Source organism: Sphingopyxis sp. DBS4, from assembly GCF_024628865.1.
Taxonomy (GTDB): domain Bacteria; phylum Pseudomonadota; class Alphaproteobacteria; order Sphingomonadales; family Sphingomonadaceae; genus Sphingopyxis.
Window position 1 is genome coordinate 317,412 of record NZ_CP102384.1, and the last position, 19,011, is coordinate 336,422.

22 protein-coding genes are annotated in these 19,011 nt (G+C 66.1%); 13 read left to right on the forward strand and 9 right to left on the reverse strand.

The genetic code is table 11. From position 1 onward, the window contains the following. The first annotated feature begins 53 nt into the window (after positions 1-53). The gene (locus NP825_RS01460; protein WP_257547821.1) at positions 54-1,766 is read left to right on the forward strand and encodes an ATP-binding protein; all 1,713 of its coding nucleotides are present in this window, start codon (positions 54-56) and stop codon (positions 1,764-1,766) included. 29 nt (positions 1,767-1,795) lie between these two features. On the opposite strand, the gene NP825_RS01465 is transcribed toward NP825_RS01460, so the two are convergent. The 5 genes from NP825_RS01465 to NP825_RS01485 form a co-directional block, all read right to left on the reverse strand. Continuing rightward, positions 1,796-2,182 (reverse strand): VOC family protein, encoded by a 387-nt coding sequence (locus tag NP825_RS01465; protein ID WP_257547823.1) that lies wholly within the window; start codon positions 2,180-2,182, stop codon positions 1,796-1,798. Positions 2,183-2,226: 44 nt separating this feature from the next. Continuing rightward, positions 2,227-3,357, reverse strand: coding sequence for a cell wall hydrolase (locus NP825_RS01470; protein WP_257547825.1), 1,131 nt, complete (start codon positions 3,355-3,357; stop codon positions 2,227-2,229). A 121-nt stretch (positions 3,358-3,478) separates the two neighbouring features. Then, complete coding sequence (dmeF, locus tag NP825_RS01475) at positions 3,479-4,399, reverse strand: CDF family Co(II)/Ni(II) efflux transporter DmeF (RefSeq protein WP_257547827.1); 921 nt, start codon at positions 4,397-4,399, stop codon at positions 3,479-3,481. Positions 4,400-4,409: 10 nt separating this feature from the next. Continuing rightward, a complete protein-coding gene (locus tag NP825_RS01480; protein WP_257547829.1) occupies positions 4,410-4,685 on the reverse strand; it encodes a metal/formaldehyde-sensitive transcriptional repressor in 276 nt (91 codons plus the stop codon). A gap of 42 nt (positions 4,686-4,727) precedes the next feature. Next, on the reverse strand, positions 4,728-5,522 hold the full coding sequence (locus tag NP825_RS01485; RefSeq protein WP_257547831.1) for an ABC transporter ATP-binding protein: 795 nt from the start codon (positions 5,520-5,522) through the stop codon (positions 4,728-4,730). A gap of 461 nt (positions 5,523-5,983) precedes the next feature. On the opposite strand from NP825_RS01485, the gene rimP reads away from it, so the two are divergent. From rimP to NP825_RS01520, 7 genes are read left to right on the forward strand one after another with little or no spacing between them, the layout of a single operon-like run. Beyond that, positions 5,984-6,529 carry a ribosome maturation protein RimP gene (rimP, locus tag NP825_RS01490; protein ID WP_257547833.1) on the forward strand — a complete coding sequence of 182 codons (546 nt, stop codon included), beginning with the start codon at positions 5,984-5,986 and terminating at the stop codon, positions 6,527-6,529. Continuing rightward, entirely contained in the window at positions 6,529-8,178 is a 1,650-nt protein-coding gene (gene nusA, locus NP825_RS01495) for a transcription termination factor NusA (RefSeq protein ID WP_257547834.1), read from the forward strand. Before rimP ends, nusA begins: the two co-directional genes overlap by 1 nt. Next, entirely contained in the window at positions 8,159-8,929 is a 771-nt protein-coding gene (locus tag NP825_RS01500) for a DUF448 domain-containing protein (RefSeq protein WP_257547835.1), read from the forward strand. The genes nusA and NP825_RS01500 overlap by 20 nt, the downstream gene beginning before the upstream one ends. A gap of 17 nt (positions 8,930-8,946) precedes the next feature. Beyond that, entirely contained in the window at positions 8,947-11,478 is a 2,532-nt protein-coding gene (gene infB, locus NP825_RS01505) for a translation initiation factor IF-2 (protein ID WP_257547836.1), read from the forward strand. A gap of 15 nt (positions 11,479-11,493) precedes the next feature. Beyond that, complete coding sequence (locus NP825_RS01510; protein WP_257547837.1) at positions 11,494-11,913, forward strand: PaaI family thioesterase; 420 nt, start codon at positions 11,494-11,496, stop codon at positions 11,911-11,913. Then, entirely contained in the window at positions 11,903-12,304 is a 402-nt protein-coding gene (rbfA, locus tag NP825_RS01515; RefSeq protein WP_257547838.1) for a 30S ribosome-binding factor RbfA, read from the forward strand. The genes NP825_RS01510 and rbfA overlap by 11 nt, the downstream gene beginning before the upstream one ends. Before the next feature lie 16 nt (positions 12,305-12,320). Beyond that, positions 12,321-13,052: a hypothetical protein gene (locus NP825_RS01520; RefSeq protein WP_257547840.1), complete on the forward strand. Its 732-nt coding sequence runs from the start codon at positions 12,321-12,323 to the stop codon at positions 13,050-13,052. 11 nt (positions 13,053-13,063) lie between these two features. Here NP825_RS01520 and NP825_RS01525 read toward each other — a convergent pair whose 3' ends face one another. The 4 genes from NP825_RS01525 to NP825_RS01540 all read right to left on the reverse strand — a co-directional run bounded on the left by NP825_RS01525 (position 13,064) and on the right by NP825_RS01540 (position 15,751). Next, positions 13,064-14,485, reverse strand: coding sequence for a wax ester/triacylglycerol synthase family O-acyltransferase (locus tag NP825_RS01525; protein WP_257547842.1), 1,422 nt, complete (start codon positions 14,483-14,485; stop codon positions 13,064-13,066). A 74-nt stretch (positions 14,486-14,559) separates the two neighbouring features. Further along, positions 14,560-14,862 carry a DUF1971 domain-containing protein gene (locus NP825_RS01530; protein WP_257547844.1) on the reverse strand — a complete coding sequence of 101 codons (303 nt, stop codon included), beginning with the start codon at positions 14,860-14,862 and terminating at the stop codon, positions 14,560-14,562. Between the two features lie 3 nt (positions 14,863-14,865). Next, positions 14,866-15,279: a hypothetical protein gene (locus NP825_RS01535; protein WP_257547846.1), complete on the reverse strand. Its 414-nt coding sequence runs from the start codon at positions 15,277-15,279 to the stop codon at positions 14,866-14,868. Then, a complete protein-coding gene (locus NP825_RS01540; RefSeq protein WP_257547848.1) occupies positions 15,272-15,751 on the reverse strand; it encodes a group III truncated hemoglobin in 480 nt (159 codons plus the stop codon). The genes NP825_RS01535 and NP825_RS01540 overlap by 8 nt, the downstream gene beginning before the upstream one ends. An 82-nt stretch (positions 15,752-15,833) precedes the next feature. Between NP825_RS01540 and NP825_RS01545 the strand changes: the two genes are divergently transcribed. The 5 genes from NP825_RS01545 (at position 15,834) to truB (ending at position 18,994) form a co-directional block, all read left to right on the forward strand. Continuing rightward, positions 15,834-16,265, forward strand: coding sequence for an Rrf2 family transcriptional regulator (locus tag NP825_RS01545; RefSeq protein ID WP_257547850.1), 432 nt, complete (start codon positions 15,834-15,836; stop codon positions 16,263-16,265). 43 nt (positions 16,266-16,308) lie between these two features. Further along, entirely contained in the window at positions 16,309-16,911 is a 603-nt protein-coding gene (locus NP825_RS01550) for a thymidine kinase (protein WP_257547852.1), read from the forward strand. After that, the gene (locus tag NP825_RS01555) at positions 16,904-17,437 is read left to right on the forward strand and encodes a GNAT family N-acetyltransferase (protein ID WP_257547855.1); all 534 of its coding nucleotides are present in this window, start codon (positions 16,904-16,906) and stop codon (positions 17,435-17,437) included. The genes NP825_RS01550 and NP825_RS01555 overlap by 8 nt, the downstream gene beginning before the upstream one ends. Positions 17,438-17,538: 101 nt before the next feature. Beyond that, positions 17,539-17,952: a DUF6491 family protein gene (locus NP825_RS01560; protein ID WP_257547857.1), complete on the forward strand. Its 414-nt coding sequence runs from the start codon at positions 17,539-17,541 to the stop codon at positions 17,950-17,952. A 31-nt stretch (positions 17,953-17,983) separates the two neighbouring features. Next, positions 17,984-18,994, forward strand: coding sequence for a tRNA pseudouridine(55) synthase TruB (gene truB / locus NP825_RS01565; protein ID WP_257547859.1), 1,011 nt, complete (start codon positions 17,984-17,986; stop codon positions 18,992-18,994). Positions 18,995-19,011 lie beyond the last annotated feature (17 nt).

Consider the following 19,011-nt stretch of genomic DNA (forward strand, 5'->3'; position numbering starts at 1 on the left):
TTTACCCTCACCTGCGATAAGCAGCGCCGGAACGATAAAGGCGGGGGCTTGATATGGATATGCAGGGTGGCGGGTTCAGCGCCGGGGATTTGACAGCCGCGCAGCATGTCCGGCTTGCGGGCGGTGGGACCGCCGCGGCCGTGGCGCCGGTCACCCCCCATCATCGCGACGATCTGCTGATCGGCGAAGTGATCGATATATCGGGGTCGGATTCGCGGATTCTGCTCGATGCCGCAACGCTCGGCCAATTGGCGTCGTCGAGCGACGCGGCGGTCGCGATGGCGGGGCAGGTCGGCGCGCAGGTCAAGATTCGCGTCGGCAATGTGTGGCTCGTCGCCAGCATCCGCGACCAGCAGATGCACGAGCGCGGCGAAGGGCTGATCGTCGCGACGATCGACTTCCTCGGCGAAGGCGAAGAGGAAAAGATCACCGGCCGCATCCACAATTTCCGCCGCGGCGTGACGCGCTATCCGATCCCGGGCGGGCAGGTCTATGCGGCGACCAGCCACGACCTCAAGCAGATTTACGCCGCCGACGAACGCGCGCATGTCGAGATCGGGACCATCTATCCGACGCGTGATATTCGCGGCTCGCTCTATGTCGATGCGATGCTCGGCAAGCATTTCGCGCTGCTCGGATCGACCGGCACCGGCAAGTCGACCAGCGCCGCGCTGATCCTTCACAAGATCTGCGAACTTTCGCCGCAGGGCCATATCGTGATGATCGACCCGCACGGCGAATATTCGGCCGCCTTCAAGGGCACCGGCGCGCTGTTCGATGTCGACAATCTCGCCATGCCCTATTGGCTGATGAACTTCGAGGAACATTGCGAGGTCTTCGTCACCAGCGAGGGCCGCGACCGCCAGAGCGACTGCGACGTGCTTGCCAAATGTCTGCTCCAGGCGCGGCAGAAGAACCGCATGGCCGAAGGGATGACCAAGCTCACGGTCGACTCGCCGATCCCCTATCTGCTCTCCGACCTGCTCAACATCCTTACGAACGAGATGGGCAAGCTCGACAAGGCGACCTCGTCGGCGCCCTTCATGCGGATCAAGGGCAAGATCGAGGAAATGCGAGCCGACCCGCGCTATAACTTCATGTTCTCAGGCATGCTCGTCGCCGACACGATGGCGAATTTCATCGGCAAGATCTTTCGCCTGCCGTCGGACGGCCGTCCGATCTCGATCATCGACGTGTCGGGGGTTCCCAGCGATATCACCAGCGTCGTCGTCGCGGTGCTGTCGCGCCTGACCTTCGATTATGCGATCTGGTCGCGCGGCGAACCGCAGCGTCCGATCCTGCTCGTCTGCGAGGAAGCGCACCGCTACATCCCGTCGAAGGATATCGGCCAGGGCCAGGCGGTGCGCAAGATTCTCGAACGGATCGCCAAGGAAGGCCGCAAATATGGCGTGTCGCTGGGGCTGATCACCCAGCGCCCGTCGGATCTGGCCGAAGGCGTGCTCTCCCAGTGCGGCACGATCATCTCGATGCGCCTCAACAACGAGCGCGACCAGCATTTCGTCAAGGCGGCGATGCCCGAAGGCGCGCGCGGCTTCATCGATTCGATCCCGGCGCTTCGCAACCGCGAATGCATCGTCTGCGGCGAGGGCGTGTCGATTCCGATCCGCGTCTATCTCGACACGCTCGACGAGGACAAGAGGCCCGCGTCGAGCGATCCGATGTTCTCGAAGCTGTGGCGCGAGACCGGCGGCGAGGCGGAGATATTGGAGCGCGTCGTCAAGCGCTGGCGAAGCCAGGGGCGGTAAATCACCCCTCCCTTTCAGGGAGGGGGGACCTATTTCGCCGGCGGTTCCCAAAGCTCGATCGGGTTGCCTTCGGGGTCGTGGACCCGCGCGAAGCGGCCCACGCTCGGGTCGTCCCATTCCTTCTTGGTGATCACCGCGTCGCCCGCCGCACGGAACGGCGCGAGGACGGCGTCGAGGTCGTCGACGCGCAGGTTGATCATGAACTGCCGATCGGCGGGGAAATAGTCGGTGTCGGCCTTGAAGGGCGAAAAGACCAGCGGTCCGCCGGTGACCGTCCACACCCATTGATTGACCGGCTCGCTGCCGTCGGCGCTGATCCCGCCGCCGACCCCCAGCCGGTCGCGATACCAGGCCGACAGCGCTTCCGGATCGCGGGCGCGGAAGAAGAGTCCGCCGATGCCCTTTACATGTCCCATGCCTGCCTCCCTGATGCCGAGGGCGCGAGACTAGGCGGCTTCGGTCAGCGAATCCACTCCCCGCTCTTGCTGAACTCTTCCTTGATCTGCCCCGACTGGTTGAGCCGCGGATCGGTGTAGGTCGGCGCGGGCGCTGCGGTGGGCGCTGTCGTTGCCGCCGCGGGCGGTGCGGCGCCCATCGTGCCGGGCAGCGGCGCGGGCGCGACATCGGGCAGCGGCGCCGCCGGGCCGGTCAGCCCCGGCACCGGCCCGGCGCCGGGCGGCAACCCCTGGCCCTTGAGGATCGCGAGTTGCTGCGCGAGCGGCAGATAGGGGCCGGGGACCGGCTCGCGCCCCATATAGGGGGCACGAAAGGCGTCGGGCATGCCCCAGCGGCCGCGCCAGCGATGGAAGATATGCGCGCCGACGATGTTGGTCATCACGAGGCTCTTGCCCCAGCGCGGCCAGATCGCGGTGGTGTGATAATGGGTCGCGAGCCCGACGCCCGGAAAAACATAGCCGTTCAGCGCTGCAGAGGCGATGCGGCTCGCGCGCAGCCAGTTGCGGCGTTCGGGCGCGCGCGCCATCGCGCCGTCGCAGGCGAAGGTGAACTGGCACACGCCCGCGCGCTCGGACCCCTGGAAGACGACACCGCAGATCGTGTTGGGAAAGCTCGGGTGGCGGGCGCGGTTGACGATCACCTGCGCGACGCCGCGCATCCCGTCGTCGCTTTCGGACGCCGCCTCGTAATAGAGAGCCGAAGTCAGGCAATAATGCGCGCGCTCGCGGTCGAGCGCGGTCAGGCCGCGAAAGACATAGGGCTTGGCGGGCGGGCCGACGAACGCTTCCTGCTGCAGCTCGGTCGGCGACGCGGGGGGCAGCGCGGTCGCATCGGCATAGCCGACGCTGGCGGGGTCGGGCAGCGTCGGATCGATCTTGAGCGCATCCTCATAGCTGTCCGAATTCATCACCGCCCAGCGCGCCGGATCATAGGGCTTGAAAGTCAACGGCACGCTGACGCTATAGGGACCGAAGCCGCGCGGCCGGTATTGCCCCGTCGACAGCATGAGCGCGAGGCAGGCGACGATGGTGATCGCGGCCAGCATCCCCCAATATTCGCGCCCCGGCCCCGCCGGTTTTTCCGGCGCCGGGTCGCGCCACGTCGAGCGGGCGGCAAGATGGAGTTCGGGCTTCATGCGTCGCGTTACAATCTCCGCGGCCGATTCGCGCAGCCGCTCTCATCCTGCCTTATGCCCCGAAACGCCAATAAAGTGTTTCGCCGCCGATGTCCTGTGCCGCAGGGGGACAGGTGATGCGTCAGCCGATCTCGACCGTCAGATGTTCGATTTCGTGCACCGGGCGCAGCCGTTCGCAGACCGCCGCGCGCGTCGTGCCGGTGACGCTGACGATCGCGGCGTGGGCGGCGGGGCCGACGCGCCAGACGTGGAGGTCGCGAATTCGTGCGTCGCCCGGTCCTTCGACCAGCGCGCGGATTTCGGCTTCGAGTTTCTTGTCGGTCGCGTCGAGCAGCACTGCGGCGGTGTCGCGCATCAGCGACCAGGACCAGATGGCGATGACGATCGCGCCGACGACGCCCATCGCGGGGTCGAGCCACACCCAGCCGAAATAGCGCCCGCCGAGCAGCGCCGCGATCGCGAGCACCGAGGTCAGCGCGTCGGCGAGGACGTGCAGATAGGCCGAGCGCATGTTGTTATCGGTCTCGTGCCCATGGTGATGATCATGCGCGTGGTCGTGATGATGGTCGTGCCCATGACCGTGACCATGGCCGAGCAGCAGCGCACTGACGATATTCACGCCGAGGCCGATCACGGCGATGACCGCCGCCTCGCCGAAGGCGACGGGACTGGGGTCGACGAGGCGGATCGCCGATTCCCACGCGATGCCGATCGCGACGATGCCGAGCACCAGCGCCGAGGCGAAGCCCGCAAGATCGCCGACCTTGCCGGTGCCGAAGCTGTAGCGCCCGCTCGTCGCGTGGCGCCGGGCGTAGCGATAGGCGAGCGCCGCGATTCCGAGCGCGCCCGCGTGGGTCGCCATGTGAAAGCCGTCGGCGAGCAACGCCATCGAGTTGAAGGCAAGCCCCGCGGCGATCTCCGCGACCATCATCACCGCGGTCAGCAGCACGACCCACAATGTACGGCGCGCATTTTCGTCGTGCCGCTTGCCGAGATAGACATGGCTGTGCGTCAGCGCGTCGATGTCGTCGTCGAGCGACATGCGGCTCCCCCTATTTCGTATAGCGGCGGATCGCCGCGAGCAGGTCTTCGCCGCCCTGCGCGCGCTCGGCGTCCGAGAGGCCGGGCGCGGCGACATGCGATTGCAGATGGTCGGCGACGAGTTCGTCCATCAGGCCGGCGACGGCGCCGCGCACCCCAGCGACCTGATGGAGGATGGCCGCACAGCCTGCCTCATCGGCGATCGCGCGCTCGATCGCGGCGATCTGCCCGGCGATGCGCCGGGTGCGGGCGAGAAGCTGATCCTTGTTGGCGTGCGTATGCGACATAGGATACCCCCCTATCCTATATAAGCGTAGCGGGGCAAGCGATCAGTGGACGATCGCGGCGTCGTACCAGTCGCCGCGCGGCGATACATCGATCGGCAGGCCGAAAAGACCGGTCAGCGCGTCGCTGGTGAGCAGGTCGGCTTTGGCGCCGTCGTGCAGCACGCGCCCGCCCTGCAGCATCACGATGCGGCCGATCTCGGGCAATATCTCCTCGATATGGTGGGTGACGAGGATCAGCGTCGTGCCGCCGCGCGCGACGCCGCGCAGCATGTCGAGGAAATGGTGCCGCGCCGCGGGGTCGAGCCCCGCGCACGGCTCGTCGAGCAGCAGCGCGCGCGGCCGGTGCGCGAGCGCGCGGGCGATCAGGACGCGGCGCGCCTCGCCCGTCGACAGGCTCGCCATGCTGCGCCCGATCAGATGGGTGGCGCCGACCTCTTCGAGCGCGGCGCGCGAGGCGTCGATCATCTCCTGCGTGTAATGCTGATGCGCCCACAGCCCGCGTGAGGCGAAGAAGCCCGAGACGACGCAGTCGAGCGCCTCCAGCGGCGGCTCGGCATCGAAATCGAGCTGCATCGTCGTCGAGACGATCCCGAGCAGTTTGCGGAGCTCGAACACATTCCAGCTATCCTGCCCGAAGATGCGGACGTCGGCGCCATAGGCGGGATAAAGCTGGCGCGCGATCAGCTTGACCAGCGTCGACTTCCCCGACCCGTTGGCGCCGAGGATCGCGGTGCTTTCGCCGTCGGCAATGGTCAGCGTAGGCAGGTCGAGGATGCACGTCTCGTCGGCCATGACGCGAACGTTGGACAAGGCTAGCAAGGGAGAGTCATCAGTCATGGGCGCGCGTTGAGCATGACGCGGTATGATAGGGCAAGGGGCATGTGGCGATTGGCGACTTTGGGGTGGGGAGCGGCCCCTTCCTAATTTTCGTCATTCCCGCGAAAGCGGGAACCCAGAGTGGGGTCAGCCGACGCACGCTCGGGGTTCCCGCTTGCGCGGGAATGACGAGGATAAGAGATGCTGCGCGCGACTTTCAGACTCTCGTCATCCCGGACTTGATCCGGGATCCATTCGTCCGGCGCCGAGAGAATGGATCCCGGATCAAGTCCGGGATGACGACGTAAGGTAGGTCCGCTTCCGGTCGAAAGCCGCCTTTCCATTCTCCCCTTGCCGACTCATGCGTCAAAGCCTATATGCCGCCTACTTCTTGACATGGTTAGCCAGTTGGGACGTCGGGGCCGCGGGCCGCGGCGGCTATTTCCGCATGGTTTCCGGTCATCCGATTTTGGGAATTGCATTTGGTCGATTTCGACGCCCTCAACGCGATCATCGCGCCCGAAGCCGAGGCGCTGGGCCTGGCGCTCGTGCGCGTCGCCTTCTTCGGCGGCGACAGCGATCCGACGCTGCAGGTGATGGCCGAGCGGCCCGATACGCGCCAGCTCACCATCGACGATTGCGCCGACCTGTCGCGCCGCATCTCCGAACGGCTCGATGCGCTCGAAGAGGCGGGCAAGGACCCGATCGACGGCGCTTACCGGCTCGAAGTCTCGTCGCCCGGCATCGACCGGCCGCTGACGCGCCGCGCCGACTTCGCCGACTGGGCGGGGCATGAGGCGAAGATCGCGCTCAAAGAGAAGCGCGACGGGCGCCAGCGCTTCAACGGCGAGCTGGTCGGCGTCGACGGCGACACCGTCACGATTTCGGATAAGGAAGGGGTGGAGCATCATCTGCCGTTCGACGCGATCGACACGGCGAAGCTGGTCCTCACCGACAAATTGATTGCCGCAACCGTCCCGCTCTCGACCGAGGGCGCCGACGATATGGAAGAAGAAGGACAGGACTGATGGCCACTGCCATTTCCGCCAACAAGGCCGAGCTGCTCGCGATCGCCAACAGCGTCGCCAGCGAGAAGATGATCGACAAGGGCATCGTCATCGAGGCGATCGAGGAAGCGATCCAGCGCGCCGCGCGCGCGCGCTACGGCGCCGAGAACGACATTCGCGCCAAGCTCGACCCGCAGACCGGCGACCTTCGCCTGTGGCGCGTCGTCGAGGTGGTCGAGCAGGTCGAGGATTATTTCAAGCAGGTCGACCTCGCCGCCGGCCAGAAGCTGCAGAAGGACGCCAAGCTCGGCGACTTCATCGTCGATCCGCTGCCCGCGGTCGACCTGGGCCGCATCGACGCTCAGTCGGCGAAGCAGGTCATATTCCAGAAGGTCCGCGAAGCCGATCGCGAGCGCCAGTATGAAGAGTTCAAGGATCGCGCGAACGAGATCATCACCGGCGTCGTGAAATCGGTCGAGTTCGGCCACATCGTCGTCAACCTCGGCCGTGCCGAGGGCGTGATCCGCCGCGACCAGCAGATTCCGCGCGAACTGATGCGCGTCGGCGACCGCGTCCGCGCGATCATCCTGTCGGTGCGCCGCGAGAACCGCGGCCCGCAGATTTTCCTGAGCCGCGCACACCCCGAGTTCATGAAGAAATTGTTCGCGCAGGAAGTGCCCGAAATCTACGACGGGATCATCGAGATCAAGGCCGCCGCCCGCGATCCGGGTTCGCGCGCGAAGATCGGCGTGATCAGCTATGACGGCTCGATCGATCCCGTCGGCGCCTGCGTCGGCATGAAGGGCAGCCGCGTGCAGGCGGTCGTGCAGGAAATGCAGGGCGAAAAGATCGACATCATCCCCTGGTCGGAAGACACGGCGACCTTCGTCGTCAACGCGCTCCAGCCGGCGACGGTGCAGCGCGTCGTCATCGACGAGGATGACGGCCGCATCGAGGTCGTCGTTCCCGACGACCAGCTCAGCCTCGCCATCGGCCGCCGCGGCCAGAACGTCCGTCTCGCTAGCCAGCTCACCGGCAGCCAGATCGACATCATGACCGAGGCTGACGCGAGCGAAAAGCGCCAGCGCGAATTCGTCGAACGCTCGACGATGTTCCAGGAAGAGCTCGATGTCGACGAGACGCTCGCGCAGCTCCTCGTCGCCGAAGGCTTCGGCGAGCTTGAGGAAGTGGCCTATGTGCCGCTCGACGAACTGGCGAGCATCGAGGGCTTCGACGAGGAACTGGCGCAGGAGCTGCAGAGCCGCGCGACCGAAGCGCTCGAACGCCGCGAGGAAGCCGCTCGGCAGGAACGCCGCGGCCTCGGCGTCGAGGACGATCTCGCCGACATCCCGCACCTGACCGAGGCGATGCTCGTCACGCTCGGCAAGGCGGGGATCAAGACGCTCGACGACCTCGCCGACCTCGCGACCGACGAACTGATCGCCAAGAAGCGGCAGGACAATCGCCGCGGTCCGTCGCGCGAACGCAGCGAGCGCGCCGAGGACAAGGGCGGCGTGCTCGGCGAATATGGCCTCAGCGAAGAGCAGGGCAACGAGATCATCATGGCGGCGCGCGCGCACTGGTTCGATGACGAACCCGAAGCGGCTGCGCCTGCCGAAGCGGTAGAGCCGCAAAACGGGGAGGCCGCCGATGCGGACCCCGCGCAATGATCAGCTGACCGAAACCGACCGCGCAAAGGGGCGCGGCCAGCATGTGCCCGAGCGGCGCTGCGTCGTAACCGGTGAGGTTTCGCCGGCGGAGCAGCTCGTGCGTCTGGCGCTGGGCCCCGACGGCACGATCGCGCCCGACGTTCATGGCAAGGCGCCGGGGCGCGGTGCCTGGATCGGGGTCAATCGCGCCGCGCTGGAGGCCGCCCGCGCGAAGGGCAAGCTGAAGGGCGGCCTCGCGCGCGCGCTTCACGAGAGCCATATCGTCATTCCCGACGATCTCGGCGAACGGATCGAGGCGCAGTTGATGCGCGCGACGCTCGACCGGCTCGGCCTCGAATCGCGCTCGGGGACGCTGATTTCGGGAAGCGACAAGATCGAGCAGGCGGCGCGGCGCGGACAGGTGCGCCTGCTGCTTCATGCCAACGACGCGGGCGAGGACGGGCGCAAGAAATTGGCGCAGGCGTGGCGCGTCGGCGAGGAGGACGAAGGCTCGGGCCGCGAAGGCCTGATCTTGCCAGTGGACCGGCAGTCCCTATCTATGGCATTGGGGCGTGAAAATGCGGTGCATCTGGCGATCGTGGACGCGCGTGCCGCGGACCGGGTGCTGGCGCATTTGACCCGCTGGCAGTTTTTCACCGGATGGAGTAGGGACGCGGCCGACCGCGTTTCGACTAACGACTCCCGCTCTGCGGGTAAGGAGACGGCGTCCACGGATTCCGACACGGATTCCGCGACTTCGGACGCGTATTGAAGGAATAAGACGTTTCGATGAGTGACGAACAGGACAAGCCGACCCTTACCCGCAAGCCGCTGGGGCTGAAGCGGACGGTCGAGGCCGGCCAGGTGCAGCAGCAGTTCAGCCACGGCCGCCGCAATACGGTGGTGGTCGAGGTCAAGCGCCGCCGCGTGCTCGGCCGCCCCGGCGAAGCCGCTCCGGCGCCCGAGCCCGAAGAGGTCAAGGCCGCGCCTGCCGCTCCGGCCCCGGCGCCCGCCCCGGCCCCGAAGCCGGCCGCGCCCAAGCCCCCCGTCGACAGCCTGATGTCGCGGCAGGAGCGCCAGGCGCAGTTGCTGCGCGAAGCCGAGGAAGCGCGCATGGCCGCGCTCGAGGACAATCGCCGCCGTGAGGAAGCTGCGCGTGCGCGCGCCGCCGAGGAAGAAAAGGCGCGCGCCGAGGAAAAGGCGAAGGTCGTCGAGACGGCGCCTGAACCAGCGGCTGCGGCGCCCGAGCCCGAGGCGCCCGCGGCCGAAGCTCCCGCGCCCAAGGAAGCGGGTGCCGAAGCCGCGCCTCGCGCAACGACTGCCAGCGCAGCCCCCGCGCCGCGCCGCTTCACCCCGGTCGAGGCGCCGAAGCGCCCCGAACCGAAGCGCCCCGAACCGAAAGCCAACCGCGGCGCCGACAATCGCCGCCAGTCGGGCAAGCTGACCGTCACGCGCGCGCTCAACGACGACGAAGGCGCGCGCGCGCGCAGCCTCGCGGCGCTGAAGCGCGCCCGCGAGAAGGAAAAGCGCTCGCACATGGTGTCGAGCGGCCCGCGCGAGAAGCAGGTCCGCGAAGTCGTCGTGCCCGACACGATCACGGTGCAGGAACTCGCCAACCGCATGGCGGAAAAGGGCGCCGACCTGGTGAAGGCGCTGTTCAAGATGGGGATGCCCGTCACCGTCAACCAGACGATCGACCAGGACACCGCCGAACTGCTCGTCACCGAATTCGGGCACGAGATCAAGCGCGTCAGCGAAGCCGACATCGACATCCGCCACGACGAGGATGTCGACGACGCCGCGCATCTGAAGCCGCGCGCGCCGGTGGTCACGATCATGGGCCATGTCGATCACGGCAAGACCAGCCTGCTCGACGCGCTGCGCGGCGCGAATGTGCAATCGGGCGAAGCCGGCGGCATCACCCAGCATATCGGCGCCTATCAGGTGAAGACCCCCGACGGGAGCCTGGTCACCTTCCTCGATACGCCGGGCCACGAAGCCTTTACCGAGATGCGTCAGCGCGGGGCGAACGTCACCGACATCGTCATCCTGGTGGTGGCGGCCGACGATGGCCTCAAGCCGCAGTCGATCGAGGCGATCAATCATGCCAAGGCGGCGGGCGTGCCGATCATCGTCGCGATCAACAAGGTCGACAAGGAAGGCGCCAATCCGCAGCGCGTCCGCGAGCGCCTGCTCGAACATGAGCTGGTGGTCGAGGAAATGGGCGGCGACGTCCAGAATGTCGAGGTGTCGGCGCTGAAGAAGACCGGCCTCGACAAGCTGCTCGGCGCGATCGCGCTGCAGGCCGAGATCATGGAGCTGAAGGCCAATCCCGACCGCGCCGCCGAAGGCACGGTGGTCGAGGCGAAGCTCGACAAGGGTCGCGGGCCGGTGGCGACGATTCTCGTCCGCCGCGGCACGCTGAAGGTCGGCGACATCTTCGTCTGCGGCGCCGAAAGCGGCCGCGTCCGCGCGCTGGTCGACGATCAGGGCAAGCAGGTCAAAGAGGCCGGTCCGTCGATGCCGGTCGAGGTTCTCGGCCTCGGCGGCGTGCCGATGGCGGGCGACACGCTGACGGTCGTCGAGAATGAGGCGCGCGCCCGCGAGGTCGCGGCCTATCGTCAGGAGCAGGCGCTCAAGAAGCGGACGGCGCAGGCGCCGGTCAGCCTTGAGGGCATGTTCTCCGCGCTCGCCGACAAGGCCAAGGTCATCGAATATCCGGTGGTCATCAAGGCCGACGTGCAGGGCTCGGTCGAAGCGATCGTCAACGCCTTGAACCGCCTGTCGACCGACGAGATTCGCGTCCGCGTGCTCCAGTCGGGCGCCGGTGCGATCACCGAAAGCGACGTGACGCTCGCGGCCGCCTCGCGCGCGCCGATCATCGGCTTTAACGTCCGCCCGAACGCCAAGGCGCGCGAGATCGCGAACCGCGAAAAGGTCCGCTTCCTCTACTATGACGTCATCTATCACCTGACCGACGCCATCGCGAAGGAGATGGCGGGCGAGCTGGGGCCGGAACGCGTCGAGACCGTCGTCGGCCGCGCCGAGGTCAAGGAAGTCTTCCCGGCCGGCAAGCGCGACAAGGCCGCGGGTCTGCTGGTGCTCGAAGGCTCGATCCGCAAGGGGCTTCACGCGCGTCTCACGCGCGAGGACGTCATCGTCTCGGCGACGACGATCGCGTCGCTCCGCCGCTTCAAGGACGATGTCGCCGAAGTGCGCGCCGGTCTGGAATGCGGCGTCGTGCTGGCGGACACCAACGACATCAAGGCGGGCGACCACCTCGAAGTCTTCGAAGTCGAACTGCGCGAACGGACGCTGTAACGGGGGAGCCGGAGCATGGCTGAGAGTTTTTTCAGCCGGTTTCCGGCCCCACCCTGTGCCCAACTGCTCGGGTGGGAGTTGATCGCCGAATATCCCGGCGAGGGCCGGATCGAGATCGCCTTTCACCCGACCGCCGAGATGCTCAATCCGCGCGGAACGGTACAGGGCGGCTTCGTCGCGGCGATGCTCGACGACACCATGGGACCGGCGCTGGTCAGCATGACCGGCGGCGCCGAGGTTCCGGCGTCGATCGACCTCAACGTCAGCTTCCTGAAACCGGTGATGCCTGGCCGGGTGATCGGCAAGGGGCGCGTCGTCGGCCGCGGGCGTTCGGTGGCCTTTCTGGAGGCCGAGCTCTTCGACGAGCAGGGCGAGCTTCTTGCGCGCGCGACATCGAGCGCGCGCATCATGGAATTGAACCGAAATGCGTCATAACGAAACCCCGTCCGGCCCATCGGTTCGCGTCCTGCGCGTCGGCGAGCAGGTGCGCCATGTGCTGAGCGAAATCCTCGCGCGCGGCGACGTGCACGACGATGTGCTCACTAACCATCCGGTCAGCGTGACCGAGGTGCGCATGTCGCCAGACCTGCGCCACGCGACGGTCTTCGTGAAGCCCCTGCTCGGCCGCGATGAGGAAGCGGTGATCAAGGCGTTGCGCACCAACACCGCCTACCTCCAGCGCGAGGTCGCGCACCGCATCCGCATGAAATATGCCGCGAAGCTGAAATTCCTGCCCGACGAAAGCTTCGACGAGGCGAGCCATATCGACGCATTGCTGCGCGACCCGAAGGTGATGCGGGATTTGGAGAGCGGTGAAGAGAGTTGATTATCTCGCGGTCGTAATGGCGACGCTGGTAGCGATTGGCGCCACCTTGGGCCTTTCGGCGTCCGACGACGGGAACGCGACGGCGCCTCATGTCGTGCCGGACGGCCACTGCGAGCATAGCGGCATCAATTCCGATGGCGGGATTCAGTTTCTTGCCAATTGCCCGCAATCGTCCTTGTCACCTGACGGTCGCTGGAAACTTATACAGACCTCGCCTATCGGCGCTGAAGAAGTTTATGATGTTGTCATCGAGACGCCGGACGGCAAGCTCGTCGGGCATGTGCCCGATCTCAACGATCATATGCCGTTCGCTCTCTATTGGTCGCCGCGTAGCGACTGGTTCATGATTAACCATTACCGGGGTTCGGGCTTGCAGCGTCCGCGCGTCTTTCAGATAACCGGCGACCGGGTCATCGAATATGCGGACTTTCTGAGAACGGGCGAGGACAAGGCCCGCGAGATTTCCCCCTGCCTGCCATCAGATGACAAAGCAGACTGGATGACGGGAGATGGTCTCAAATGGTCAAGAGACGGTAGCAAGCTCGCTTGGGCGTTTCGAACGCGGATCGATATGTGTGTCTTTGAAGATCCTGCGTTTTCGGGGCCCATTCCGCCCGACAAGCAGGGGCGATCGTTTTTGATGATTTCCGATGTGGCGACGGGTAAGATTGTGGACGGTTCGGTCCGTCTGTTGCCTGACGATGAAAAATGGAGATTCCCGACCGATGGCCCTTATCGGGGCTTCTGAAGCACCTCTGCCTACTTCCCCTTCTTGATCCCCGACGCTTGCTCCAGCTCCACCAGCGCTTCCTCCAGATAGTCGATCATTCGCTGCGCATGGGGGACGCTGCGGCGGCATGCGGTGATGCCGAAGTCGATGTTCTTGAAATTCGACACCTGCGTGATGTTCATCGCCATGCCGTCGACCGGGATGCTCGCGGGATACATGCCGTCGAGCCGCGCGCCGTTCCAGTACATCTGCTCGCGCGGGCCAGGCACGTTCGAGATCGTCGCCGAATAGGCGGGGAATTTGTCGGCGGTGCGGGTGAGTGCGGTCAGCATCATCGGGAAGCTGGTGATCGCGGTATAGAGCTGGATCTGCGACGCGGTCATCGCGCGGAGCTGTGCCTTCGCCGAGTTCATCGATTCCTGGATCGCCGCCATCCGCTCGGCGGGGTCGTCGATGTGGGTTGCGAGATTGGCGGTGACCGAGGCGACCGAATTGCCCGAATCGATGTCGTCCTTGGGGCGGATCGACACCGGCGCCATCGCCTTCAGCGGCTTGTCGGGCAGTTCGTTGAGCGATTGCAGATATTTGCGCATCGCCCCCGCGCACATGCCGAGCACCGCATCGTTGATCGTCCCGTCATAGGCCTTGCCCAGCGCGCGGACGCGCTCGAGCGACCAGCTTTGCGCGACGAAGCGGCGCGCGCCGGTGATGTTGCGGTTGAAGCTGGTGCGCGGCACTCCGGCGAAGGGGGTGACCAGCCCGTCGCCGCCTATCCCGAACATCGCCGCGAGATACTGGTTGAGCGCCTTCGTCACCCCGACGCTGTTGCCCCATTGCTCCTTCAGGAAATCGCCGATCGCCTTGATGTCGGTGAGATTCGGGAGCGACGGCTTCTTCGGGGTCGGGAACTTGCGCTTGTACGCCTCATAGGCTTCGACCGACAGCGGCGAACAGGCGCGCCGTTCCTTGGGATCGGGCGTCAGCATCGAATTGTAGAAATGGATGCTCGCCGCGCCGTCCATCAGCGCGTGGTGGACCTTCTTGAAGGTCGCGATCTGCCGGTTCGGCAGACCCGAGATCAAGGTGATTTCCCAAAGGGGCCGGGTGCGGTCGAGCAGCCCCGAATGGAGCCGCGAGGCGAGTTCGAACATCTCGCGATAGCGCCCCGGCTTCGGCAGCGCGGCGGCGCGGACGTGGTAATGCATGTCGATGTCGCGATCGGGCTCGAGCCGGATCGGGCCGTACTGGCCGAGCGGGGTGAGCTTCAGCACCTCGCTGAATGGTCGCCTCAGGCCTTCCGGTTGCCGGAGCAGGGCAAGTTGTTCGTTCAGCCATTCGGTTTCGTCGACATCGTCGGGCAGCGTGTAGAGGTTGATACCGCCGATATGCATCGGCATCTCGCGGCTCTCGCCCCAGAGGAACATCGCATCGCTCACCGGCATCAGCCGCATCCGCCGCTCTCCCCACTTATGTTGCGACCTTTGTTGCGCAGCATGACAGCGGCGGCGAGCGTGTCAAGCGATGGTCAGGGCGTGCAGAAGGCAATCTCGATCGTTACCGATCCCTGTCGCTCCAGATGATGCGGAACTTGCGGCGGAATCAGCATCGTGTCGCCCGATTTCAGCAGGCGTGTGCCGCCTTGATCGTCGTCCCAATGAAAGTGGATCGATCCGGCGAGGACCGATAGCAGACCCCAGGCGCCGTCCTTGAGATCGTGCCGGCGCAGCAACCCGGCGGGAATCGCGTCGGCGCCGAACGGACCGATCCGCCGGTAAGCGCGGGCGCCGGAGGGAAGCGGCGGCCCGCGCTCGGCGATCGGCATGGTCATGGTCTAGAAACCCGCCGTCGCCCGAACGATGACGAAGGTGACGCCGAGGAAAGCGAAGCCCGCTGGCACCGCAAGTATCTGCGCCGCGACGGTGTGGCGGTCCATCGGTCCGGTCCAGGTGTCGAGCACGCCGTCCGTCCGGTCGAGCGGCGAATCATGCTCGCGGCCCTTCTGGGTGTTGAGCAGCTTCGCGGTGCCGAAGAACATCAGCATATAGAGGCCCGAGATGACGAGCATCATCACCGTCGCCGCGTCGCGCCCGGTGGCGATGAAGATGCCGAGGAAGAAGACCGCATAGCAGGCGAACATCGCGTGCCAGATCGATCGCGGCAGTTGAAAGCCCGCCTGGACCCCGCTCGTTTCATAGGGATCGTTCGAGCGATAGGGCGGCGGCGGAACGGCAGGCAGGTCAGACATCGGGCAACTCCACTTTCTTCGCAAGAGGATCCTCGCGGTCGCGGTGAACCCAGATGCCGGTGAGCAGGCTCTCGGCGATCATCCGCGCCTTGGCGCCGACATGAGGGATGGCCTCGGGGGTCGGCGCGATGGCGTGCAGCGTCTGGTAGAAGAGCCGCAGCCATTGCTGGAAATGCTCCTGCCCGATCGTCGGGATCGCCAGATGCTTCATCATCGGATTGCCGGTGAAATTGCCGGCGCTGAGCAGGATCGACTGCCAAAAGCGGTTCATCTGGCCGAGATGCCTGGGCCAGTCGTCGATGCGCGCGTCGAAGATCGGGCCGAGCATCGCATCCTCGCGCACCGAGGCATAGAAGCGATCGACCAGTTCGGCGATGAAGGCTTCGTCGATGCCCATGGCGCGCGCCTCGGCCCGTCGTTCCTCGCGGGCGGCGATGGCGTGGGGATGGGCCTGGACCGTTCTCGGCGTCATATGCTTCCGACTCTATATTGAGTATTTGAAATACCTCTTTAAGCAGGTTGCCGCAAAAAGCAATATTCAATATACCTATTTAATGCGATTGAGCCTGCACAGCGATTATGCCCTGCGCATCCTGATGGCGCTGTCGGCGAGCGGCCGGCAGATGTCGGTCGACGAGATCGCGGGCCAATACGGCATTTCGCGCAACCACCTCGCCAAGGTCGCGCAGCGGCTGCAGGCGCTTGGCTACGTCAGCGCGCAGCGCGGGCGCGGCGGCGGGCTGACGCTGGCGCGCGCGGCCGATACGGTGATCGTCGGCACGGTGGTGCGCGAGTTCGAGAATCTGGAGGGGCTGGTCGAGTGCATGGCCCCCGCGACCTCGACCTGCCCGGTGTGCGGCGGCTGCGGCCTGCAAGGCGCGCTCGGCGGCGCGCTCGCGGCCTTTCTGGCGCATCTCGACGGCTATCGGCTCACCGATCTGGTGCCGCAGCCGGGGCGATTTCGCGAACTGCTCGGGGTTCCCTGATTTTCGATTTGCGCGGCGCGGCCGAGGCGGTATCGCTGCCGCCATGGCCAAGCTCTATTTCTATTATGCCAGCATGAACGCGGGCAAGTCGACGACGCTGTTGCAGGCGGATTTCAACTATCGCGAGCGCGGCATGGAGACGATGCTGTGGACCGCGGCGCTCGACGATCGTTACGGGGCCGGGCAGATCACCAGCCGCATCGGCCTGCTCGCCGAAGCGCATAAGTTCGACCCCGACAGCGACCTGTGGGCGGCGGTGCGGGCCGAGAATGCGGAGCGCCCGCTCGCCTGCGTGCTCGTCGACGAGGCGCAATTCCTGTCGCGCGAACAGGTGCTCGCGCTCGCGCGGCTCGCCGACGAGGCGAATATTCCCGTGCTTTGCTATGGCCTGCGCACCGATTTCGCCGCGAACCTGTTTCCCGGCTCGGCGGCGCTGCTCGGCCTTGCCGATGCGCTCGTCGAACTCAAGGCGGTGTGCGAGTGCGGGCGCAAGGCGACGATGAACCTGCGCGTCGACGCGCACGGCCGCGCGGTGGTCGAGGGCGCGCAGACCGAGATCGGCGGCAACGACCGCTATGTCGCGATGTGCCGGCGCCATTTCATGGAAAAGCGGCGCATTGCGGCGGAGGTGCTCGCCGATGCGTGACGCGCTGTATGTCGAGCTTGCGGACGACGACCTCCACCTTGTCAAGCTCGCCGAGGCGCATCGCGAGGCGCTGGGCGCGGCGTGCGCGGCCGATGCCGACATCTGGCCGATCTATTCGTCGAGCTTCGATCCCGAGCATTTCGACGCCGCCTTCGATACGCTGCTCGGCAATCCGGTGCGTATGCCCTATGCGGTGTTCGCGGGCGGCCGGCTCGTCGGCATGACCGCGTGGCTCCGTCCCGACTGGTCGGCGCAAACGGTCGAGATCGGCGGCAGCTATATCCATCCCGACGTTCGCGGCACCGGGCTCAACGGCCGCTTGAAGCGACTGATGATCGGCCACGCCTTTGCCGCCGGCATCCGCCGCATCGAATTCCGCATCGACGAGCGCAACAAGCGCAGCCAGGCGGCGGTGGCAAAGCTCGGTGCCGTCCGCGAAGGCGTGCTGCGATCCGAGCGGGTGACCTGGACGGGCTTCGTGCGCGATACCGGGCTCTGGTCGCTGCTGGCAGACGAGTGGCGTTAAGCCCCTCCTCTCAAGAGGAGAGGAGAGGGTCAGCGCGGGTTCAGATTTGCTTTGCTACGGTCCGCATCAGGTCGGGGATCATCAGTCTCGAAGGACTCGACATGCAACAGAAACTCGCACTCTCCCTGGCCGCCGCCCTGCTTTCCCTTTCGGCAAATGCGGCGGCCGACGAGCCCGCTACGGCGGCGCAGCCGCTCGGCGTCGAAACCGGGATCAGTTTCCCTAGCAATGCGACGATCCGCAATTTCCAGGCCGACGGCGACGACGGTGTCTGGATACAGGACAGCCGCCGCAACTGGTATTATGCGAAATTCTTCGGCCCCTGCCACAATATCGATTTCGCGCAGGCGATTGGCGTCGACACGCGCGGAGCGGCGCGGCTGGACAGGTTCGCGACCTTTCTCGTGCGCGGCGAGCGTTGCACGCTATCCTCTTTCGTGACCTCGGCGGCGCCGCCGACCAAGGCGGAACGGAAGGCAGCCGAGCAAGCCGCGAAGGCCGCCAAGTCGAATTGACAAGCGTGCCGCGCGTCCGCAGGGGCGCGGGATGAACGGCTGGATCATCCTCGACAAGCCCGTGGGGCTCGGCTCGACCCAGGCGGTCGGCGCGGTGAAGCGCGTCTGCCGCGAGGCGGGTCTCGGCAAGGTCAAGGTCGGCCACGGCGGAACGCTCGACCCGCTTGCTTCGGGGGTGTTGCCAATCGCGCTGGGGGAGGCGACCAAGCTCTGCGGCCGGATGCTCGATGCCAGCAAGACCTATGATTTCACCGTGGCGTTCGGGATGGAAACCGCCGGGCTGGACGCGGAGGGCGACGTCGTCGCCACGAGCGACGTGCGGCCGACGCTGGCGGACATCGAGGCGGTGCTGCCGCGCTTCACCGGCCCGATCGAACAGATTCCGCCCGCTTATTCGGCGATCAAGGTCGACGGGCAGCGGGCCTATGATCGCGCGCGCGCGGGCGAAGAGGTCGAGATGAAGGCGCGGAGGGTGACGATACACACGCTCGCGATCCTCCCCGGCACGGGGAGGGGGACCGCCGAAGGTGGTGGAGGGGCAGGCGAGGGTTCGCGCTTCGCCGATACGCGGTGCAAACCGTCCGTGCCCCTCTACCATGCTTCGCATGGTCCCCCTCCCCGTGCCGGGGAGGAACTGGATGCCATCACCCTCACCGCCCATGTCTCGAAGGGCACCTATATTCGCAGCCTCGCCCGCGACATTGCGCGTGCGGTCGGCACCGTCGGCCATGTCACCATGCTCCACCGTACCAAAGCGGGGCCGTTCGACCTGTCCCAAGCGATTTCGCTGGACAAATTGAACGCTTTCGGTCAAGGGGCCGCGCAATCAGATGTCATTCTGCCGCTCGAGGCGGGGCTGGTCGACATCCCGGCTCTGAACCTTTCCCCGGAAGCGGCAGGGGCGATCCGTCAGGGTCGCGTCTGGACCGGGGTAAGCACGCACGACGGGCTCTATTGGGGACGCGATGCCGACAATCGGCCCGTCGCCCTGATCGAGGCTTTGGCGGGAACGCTGAAGGTCGTGCGGGGCTTCAATCTATAGCCATGATGTTCGAGGAA